8 protein-coding genes are annotated in these 7,419 nt (G+C 65.1%); 7 read left to right on the top strand and 1 reads right to left on the bottom strand.

From position 1 onward, the window contains the following. The 5 genes from ACIBJF_RS50980 to ACIBJF_RS50960 all read left to right on the top strand — a co-directional run. A partial coding sequence (locus ACIBJF_RS50980) for a tyrosine-type recombinase/integrase (RefSeq protein ID WP_399184720.1) occupies positions 1-404 on the top strand: 404 nt, incomplete at its 5' end. A 563-nt stretch (positions 405-967) separates the two neighbouring features. Next, positions 968-1,603, top strand: a complete 636-nt coding sequence (locus tag ACIBJF_RS50975; protein WP_399184719.1) for a trimeric intracellular cation channel family protein — start codon at positions 968-970, stop codon at positions 1,601-1,603. Next, positions 1,600-2,856: a M20 family metallopeptidase gene (locus ACIBJF_RS50970; RefSeq protein ID WP_399184718.1), complete on the top strand. Its 1,257-nt coding sequence runs from the start codon at positions 1,600-1,602 to the stop codon at positions 2,854-2,856. The genes ACIBJF_RS50975 and ACIBJF_RS50970 overlap by 4 nt, the downstream gene beginning before the upstream one ends. 329 nt (positions 2,857-3,185) lie before the next feature. Continuing rightward, positions 3,186-3,698, top strand: coding sequence for a hypothetical protein (locus tag ACIBJF_RS50965; RefSeq protein WP_399184717.1), 513 nt, complete (start codon positions 3,186-3,188; stop codon positions 3,696-3,698). Between the two features lie 578 nt (positions 3,699-4,276). Then, a complete protein-coding gene (locus ACIBJF_RS50960) occupies positions 4,277-4,861 on the top strand; it encodes a DUF6082 family protein (RefSeq protein WP_399184716.1) in 585 nt (194 codons plus the stop codon). Here the strand turns inward: ACIBJF_RS50960 and ACIBJF_RS50955 are convergent. Then, positions 4,838-5,056 carry a hypothetical protein gene (locus ACIBJF_RS50955; RefSeq protein WP_399184715.1) on the bottom strand — a complete coding sequence of 73 codons (219 nt, stop codon included), beginning with the start codon at positions 5,054-5,056 and terminating at the stop codon, positions 4,838-4,840. The two genes, ACIBJF_RS50960 and ACIBJF_RS50955, sit on opposite strands and share 24 nt — an antisense overlap. A gap of 381 nt (positions 5,057-5,437) precedes the next feature. On the opposite strand from ACIBJF_RS50955, the gene ACIBJF_RS50950 reads away from it, so the two are divergent. Together ACIBJF_RS50950 and ACIBJF_RS50945 are read left to right on the top strand one after the other, a co-directional pair. Further along, positions 5,438-6,004 (top strand): dihydrofolate reductase family protein, encoded by a 567-nt coding sequence (locus ACIBJF_RS50950; protein ID WP_399184714.1) that lies wholly within the window; start codon positions 5,438-5,440, stop codon positions 6,002-6,004. Between the two features lie 836 nt (positions 6,005-6,840). Beyond that, entirely contained in the window at positions 6,841-7,113 is a 273-nt protein-coding gene (locus ACIBJF_RS50945; protein ID WP_399184713.1) for a hypothetical protein, read from the top strand. The last annotated feature ends 306 nt before the right edge of the window (positions 7,114-7,419 follow it).

Raw genomic sequence — 7,419 nt, 5'->3', positions numbered from 1 at the left:
CCCTGACGGCGATCCGGCTATCCCTGCCCTGCTCCGCAGGAGTCCGATTCCTCCCCGGCCTGACGGCCGGGGCATCCTCGGAGGAACCCGGTGAAACCGCGGGGGAGCGGTGGCAGGAAACCGGCCTGGTCTTCACCACCCGGCGGGGTACTCCGATCGAGCCGCGGAACCTCAACCGGCACTTCTACCCGATCCGCGAGCGGCTGGGCCTGGACGTCCGCTTCCACGATCACCGGCACACCTGCGTGACCCTGCTGCTCGGCCTCGGCATCCCGCCGTACATCGTGCGCGACATCGTCGGACACAGCGCGCTGGACGTGACCATGAACATCTACGCGCACGCCGACATGACCGAGAAGCGAGCCGCGCTGGACCGGCTGGGGAGCCTGCTGGCCGACGAGTGAGTGTCGGGGCCGTTGCCGTCAGCGTTGCCTCAGAGACACGAAACGCCCTGGAGGGGAGATCCCCTCTGGGGCGTTTTTGCTGGTGGCGGGTGGCGCCCCCGGCAGGACTCGAACCTGCGGCCAAGCGCTTAGAAGGCGCTTTGCGGGTGGAGTCGCTTCCTTACGCCTACCTGCGATTTCTCGTCAGCTGTGCGCCCTTTAAAACAGACTTCGACACGGATTCGACCGGCACTCGCTTTCGCGCTCTCGGGTGCGGATGTCGGGCCGCAGGACCCTGCCAGCGCCCATCGCTCGCCAATGGCCGTCCTGGTATCACGCGACACCGGTGGCCGCATTCGCTCACTGCTCACGTCTACGGGCAGGGGCCGGGGACGTGAAGGACTCAGTCTGGCGCACGTCCGTCTGACGCGCCCGGCACGTCACGAAGGTCCGGCCATGAGTAGGCTCACGCCATGTCCACTGGGTCCGCTATGTCGGCTTCTTCAGTCTCTGTAGGGATTGGTATTGCGACGCGTTACTTGGACCTTGCTGGCGTCTTCTCGTGCGCCGTACTGGGTGGCGCTGTGGCCCGTACGGCTGGCTTGGACCTGTTCGGATTCTTGGTAGTCGGCATCGTCTCCGGCCTGGGCGGGGGCATCATGCGGGACGTACTGCTGCAGCACGGCACCCCGGTCGCCCTGACGGACTACGCCTACCTACTGACCGCCTTCGCCGGCATCCTGATCGCCTTCCTCATCCGGGTCAGTGAACAGTCCTGGAATCGACTGTTCACCGTGCTTGATGCCGCGGTGATCGGATTCTGGGCGGTCGCGGGGGCCAACAAGACGCTGACGGTCGGCCTGGGCTGGCTCCCGGCCGTCTTGCTGGGCACCCTTACCGCCGTCGGCGGTGGCGCCCTGCGCGACGTCGTCCTCGGCCGGATGCCTGCCGTTTTCGGCGGCAACGGCCTGTACGCCACCGTCGCCTTGGCGGTCGCCGCGATCACTGTGCTCTGCTGGTACCTCGGCATTCCCCAGGTCGGTATCGGTCTGGGCATCGCCTCGGCCCTCGTCTTCCGGCTCACCGCCGTGCACTACGGCTGGAACCTTCCCAGTGGTCTGGACTGGCAGCCGCACTCGAAACTGGCCTCGCTGATGCGACGCCGCTCCCGTCCCGCCGCCCGTCGCGGAGGGTCCGACTCGCGCAAGGATTCGTCATGAACGACCGTGTCCACACTGTGCTGGCCCGTCTGGACGACATTCGCTCCGACCTCGAGGACTTGTACAAGGACCTGCACAGACATCCCGAACTCGGCCTGCGGGAGCACCGCACGGCAAAGAAAGCGTCCGATGCCTTGCGGGACCTTGGCTACGAGGTCACTGACGGCATCGGCGGCACCGGCGTGATTGGGGTCTTGGCCAATGGCGAGGGCCCGATCGTCATGGCCCGCGCCGATATGGACGCCCTCCCGGTGCGCGAGCAGACCGGCCTGCCCTACGCCTCCGCGGTCACGGTTTCCGGGGACGGCGGCGCCGAGCAGCCTGTGATGCATGCTTGTGGGCACGATGTGCACGTGACCTGCCTGATCGGCTGCGCACGGCTGATGGCCCAGGCCAAGGATGCCTGGCGAGGCACGTTCGTCGCGCTCTTCCAGCCCTCGGAGGAGAAAGGTGACGGAGCCGCCATCATGATCGACGATGGTCTGACGTCCAAATCGCCGCGGCCCGACGTGGTATTGGCCCAACACGTCCTGCCCTATCCGGCGGGCTATGTCGGCATTCGCTCCGGGCCGTTCCTGTCGGCTGCGGACAGCCTGCGCATCACAGTCCACGGTCGGGGTGCACACGGGTCCATGCCTCAAGCCGCAGTGGATCCCGTCGTGATGGCCGCGATGATCGTCGTGCGCCTGCAGACCATCGTTTCCCGGGAACTAGCCGCCACCAACCCTGCCGTCGTCACCGTGGGCAGCATCCACGCCGGCACGGACCCCAACATCATTCCCGACAGCGCAGTTATCCAACTCAACGTCCGTACCTACGACGACGCCTCGCGCACCAAGGTCCTCCGTGCAATCGAACGGATCGTCAAAGCCGAGTGCGAGGCGTCCCAGTCACCGAAGGCACCCGAGATCGAGGAGATCGTCACCTTCCCGCCCACGGTCAACGACGAGACCCCGACCCGGCGAGTCGCCGAGGCATTCGCGGCCCACTTCGGCGACGACGCACACACCATCGATCTGCAGACCCCCAGCGAGGACATGAGCGAGATCCCCAAGGCGTTCGGCGTTCCCTTCACGTACTGGGGCATCGGCGGCATCGACCCCGCCTTGTACGCCCAGGCCGTCAAGAACGACACCATCGCCCAGGACATCCCCGTCAATCACAGTCCCACCTTCGCCCCTGTCACCCAGCCAACCCTGGACACCGGCGTCAGCGCCCTGACCGTCGCAACCCTCGCGTGGCTCGGCAGGTAACCGTGGTCTCGCAACGGCCCTGAGCCAGTGATCGCGTCGTCGGCCAGGTTCGGACGGCCCACAGACGGGCCGGCTCCGAACCATGATCGGTTGCCCGCACGTCCCAGTGGCTATGACGCTCGCCTGGTCCGTGCCTGACCTTGCCGACGACCACCGCTTTAGGAGTTCGGTCCGAAGCCAGTGGACTCGGTGATGCTCACCGTCTTCCCCAACGCATGGAGACGCTTGCGTGCGTCACGGTCTGGCGTCGTTGATGTCAGGCATGGATGTCAGCGGGCCGTTGACTAGAGCCGCTGACGGTTCCGCGGCCAGCCGCTAGGGTCGCGCCCATGGGTGCCACGACCGCCGCCATGGTCACTGCCGTCGTTGGAGTGCTCGGCACGCTCTTGGCGCCTGTGATCACGACTTGGACGACGAAGCGCCAGCGGGCGGAAGAGAGGCGGGCTGAGGAGGGAAGACGAGTCTTTGAGGAGCGACGCGCTGCGTACAGCGCTATGAACCGCGCGTCCCGTCACTTCCACACCATGCTGAAAGACGCCCTCCACCGCATGCGAGACGGCGTCTACAGCGACGACGACCGCGCCCAGGTCGAGGAGGCGCGGCGAGACTACCGCGATCGCTACGCCGAGGCTCAGATGATCGTCCCTGAAGCGGTACTCAGGGCATCCCGCGAGTTGAACGTCGTCCTGGCCGCGATCGACGCTACTGCCAAGCGCATTGATCGGGGTCTGGCTCGAGAAGGGGAGAGTGCGGATCAGGCACTCATCGACCTGAAGGCGGCAGAACCCGCACTGACTGCCATGCGACGGATCATGCGTGAGGATCTGGGTGTTTCCGACTGATCCCGTCTTGTCTAAGGGACCGCTTTGTCCCGAAGGAACTTGCGCGGGTGGCCGACCATGGGTCGGTGGGCCACTCACCTGCTGCGAGCGTCCACAGCCGTCCGCGCTCGTCCGCCGCTGTGCGTCGGCGTTGTCACGCAGTTAAACACTCACCCGGGATGCGACCCGGCGCTTAGAAGATGCGGGCACACCATGGTGGGCGGGTCAGATCGTCTCGTGCCGCCACCGTGTCGGGTCGCCGAGTGCCACCGCCTTCCGCCGTCGTTGTCGTCAGCGCTGCCGTCACTGCCGCGGGCGACATTGTGTGAGCACAGCTTTAGGAGTTCCTTCCGGCGGTCCAAGGGCTGGGTACGCGGCTCGCTGGCGTCCGGGACCGACTTCCCTGGTACGGCAGGGTGCACCGGTGTCGCCGTCAAAGACTGCAGCCAGACCAGCAGCCTCGAGGTCGGGCCGCTCCAGGTCCTTGCCCTGCCGGGAGCCAGCAATGGTTCTACCATGGGTTCGGATCGACCATGATGCAATGCTTCGGCGGCTGAGGCGGCTTAATTAACGCCGATAATCGCCCGGCTGGCGGTATTATGGATACAACGATTGCGATAATATCGGAACTTATCTCATCCATTGCGCTGGTTGGAGTGGTTATAACTCTGCTCCTGGAATCCCGACAGCTTCGGACCAGCCAGCTCCAAGCATCGCGAGTGCTTCAAGCTGAACTCATAAGACTAGCGATGGACTACCCTGACATCGCCAGTGTTATGGGGCTTGGGATAAGCTCCGAGGGTTACCGGAAGTACGCTTTCCTTAGCCTCCTCCTTGACTCCCGGGAGATGAGCTACTCGCTGGAGACCATGTCCACCAGGGCGATTCAATGCCAGGCCCGAATTCTATTCAACTCGGATTATTCTCGCACTTGGTGGGTAGCTGTGCGAGAGCCATGGAACGACGCGGCCACAACGAAAAACGAAAGGGAGTTCTTCGCGTTGATTGACGGGGAATTCGTCGCGGCCACGGTCCATGAGCCAGGAAGAGGCCCAGACGGCGAGAGCGGTGAGCCCAGAGCGGATAGTGAGATTAGCGCCCTCGGTTGTCCCAGATCCGGTAGCCGCCTGGCACACCTCTGGCTACGTACCGACGCTTACTCACGGCTGCTCCCCAGGCCGTGACAGCCGCAGGGCTTCATCACGGACCCCTGTGTCCTGGTCGGCGGCAAGTCTCACAAGCTGGTCCACGAACTCGTCCGCCCGGTCGTCGGCGATCATCCAACTCTGGTAGCCGAACACCTCGCCGTCGAGCTGGTCGGCGGTCCACCATTCCTCGGCCCGCGACAGCGCCGCCAGCACTGCGCGCAGACCGACCACGTCGTCAGCGAGATCCGGTAGATCCGCGCGGAGGATTTCGCGATGCCCGCACCGGTGAGGTACCGCTCGACCGCCGCGGTGTACGACGAGGGCGGGGCGGACAGGGGCACCACCCGGGCGCGCGGCAGCCGGAGCGCGCCCCGCTTCCGAGTTCGGTCACCGGTTCGATCGCCACGCTGGCCCCGCCCTTCCGGCACTGCCGCAGTAAATGCGTACACCTCGCCTGCGCCGGCCGGGGAACCCGCCGCAGGTCGCGATGATCACGGTAGGGGCTCCACCGCAGTAAATCCGGTATTTACTGCGGCCGTGTGGCCTGACCGATGATTTTTCCGCGCCGTGCTGGTCTGTACGCCGAATACCGACTCACGGGAGGCTGACGCCATGCGGAAACTAACCTTTGCCATGAACATGAGCCTGGACGGCTACATCGCCGCGCCCGGCGACGACCTCGGCTGGAGCGTGCCGAGCGACGAGCTGTTCCAGTGGTGGTCCGACCGGGTGGACGCGACGGGCCTGGCGTTGTACGGGCGCAAGCTGTGGGAGACGATGAGCTCCCACTGGCCGACCGCCGACAAGCAGCCGGGTGCCACACCGGCTGCGATCGAGTACGCCGGCCGCTGGCGGGACACGCCGAAGGTGGTGTTCTCCTCTACGACCAGCACGGTCGACTGGAACACCCGTCTGGTCACCGGCGACGCGGTCACCGAGATCACCAGGCTCAAGGCCGACGACGGCGGCGGCCCCATGGACATCGGCGGTGCCACAGTCGCCGCGGCGGCCATGCGGGCCGGGCTGATCGACGAGTACGCGATCGTCACCCATCCGGTCCTGGTGGGCGGCGGCACGCCGTTCTTCACAGCCCTGGACAACTGGGTGAACCTGACCCTAGTGGAGACCCGGACGTTTCCCGACGGCGTGATCCTGACCAGGTACGAGACCAAGCGCTGAGCGCTCGACGTCGGATCGGCGCGGGCTTCGGGCGCTCAAGGATCTCGCGGCGCTGTGTTCCGAGGCGATCGTGATACCCCTGCCGGATCACAGGCCGTGTATGTAAGGGATCCCCAACCGGACACCGGTCAGCTTGTGCTGAGCGAGAGTCTGCTGGTCATGTTGAGTTCCACCTCGCCGTAGGGCTGGACGTGGGACCAGAACACACGTGACCGCGCGGGCCTGCTGCCCTCCCGCACGAGTGGGGACTCACCGTTTCACCTCGACCAGTCCGCTGGCTTCTCTCCCTCACCCTGAGCGGGCTGGCGGGTGAGCACCGCTTTAGGAGTTCATTCCTGGCTACATGCGCGCTGCCGCGTTGCTACTCCAAGGGCTCAAGACAGTCCCCCTGCTACTGCTAAGGTCCCCGCGCGTACGGCTCTGTTGCCGTCATCTTCTGCCGTCCGGGTCCGCTAAGCATTTCGGCAGCATTCGAACCTGCAGCCTTCTGATGTTCCTCAACACTGCTTCGCTGATGGGCGCCTGCGCCGATACCCAACCCCCCATCGCTCACCAGGGGAGGGGCTGTCCTCGGCTGTCATCATCTGTCGTCGGCCACCCTCGGACGGCCCACAGACGGCCCACAGACGGCCCCAGGGATAACCCCGGGCTTGAACAGCGTCACGCCAGGCGCGACGGGCAACGAGGCCTATTGTCCGCTCAGTTCGTCCAGCAGTTTCGTGATTTATACGGCCGTAGGAGTGATCAAAAGATGAATGACGTTACGCTCTGATCCGTTATGCACATCGTTCTCCAGGTATGTGCCCGATCCGGGGCACAGCAGCGGAGGAGAACACATGAGGACCGTCCAGAAGATTGCAGCGGTGGCCGCGGCCACCTGCGGAATCCTCTTCGCCGGCATCGGGGTGGCCAGCGCTGACCCCCAGGACAACGGCGGGGGGGACAACATCCCCGTACTCAGCAACATCAACACGATGAACTGGGACGATTCGCCCTTCTGTGGAGTTCAGGTCAAGACTAAGGACACCGAGCAGAAGACGTCCTGTCCGGTAGTGCACAACGAGGGCAGCTCCAACAGCCCGGTGTACATCATCACCTTCGGATCTTGATCTCTCATAGCGGTCCGGCGGTCCGGTTGTTCGGGGCCGTCGGACCGTTTCGGCTTGTCGAGGCGTTGGCAGCCAGGTGAGTAATCCGGCTGCTGTGTCGGGTGGGCGCCCAGGGGTTCGGCATGGTTCGGCCTCGCTCCGGTTCATCATGCGGCGGTCAGTGAGGCACGCGGTTGGCGTAGTGACTTTGGCCGGGAGTTTCAATGAGCCGTTCCCGGTAACCGACGGTCGCTGAGGGTGATCGCCTCCGGGAGTCTCGTGGTGTACTCCCAACTCCGGGCAGACGTAAGGCCCCTGGTAGGAACG

It is taken from the genome of Streptomyces sp. NPDC050743, assembly GCF_044456925.1.
Lineage (GTDB): Bacteria > Actinomycetota > Actinomycetes > Streptomycetales > Streptomycetaceae > Streptomyces.
This window is presented reverse-complemented; position numbering and strand designations above follow the sequence as displayed.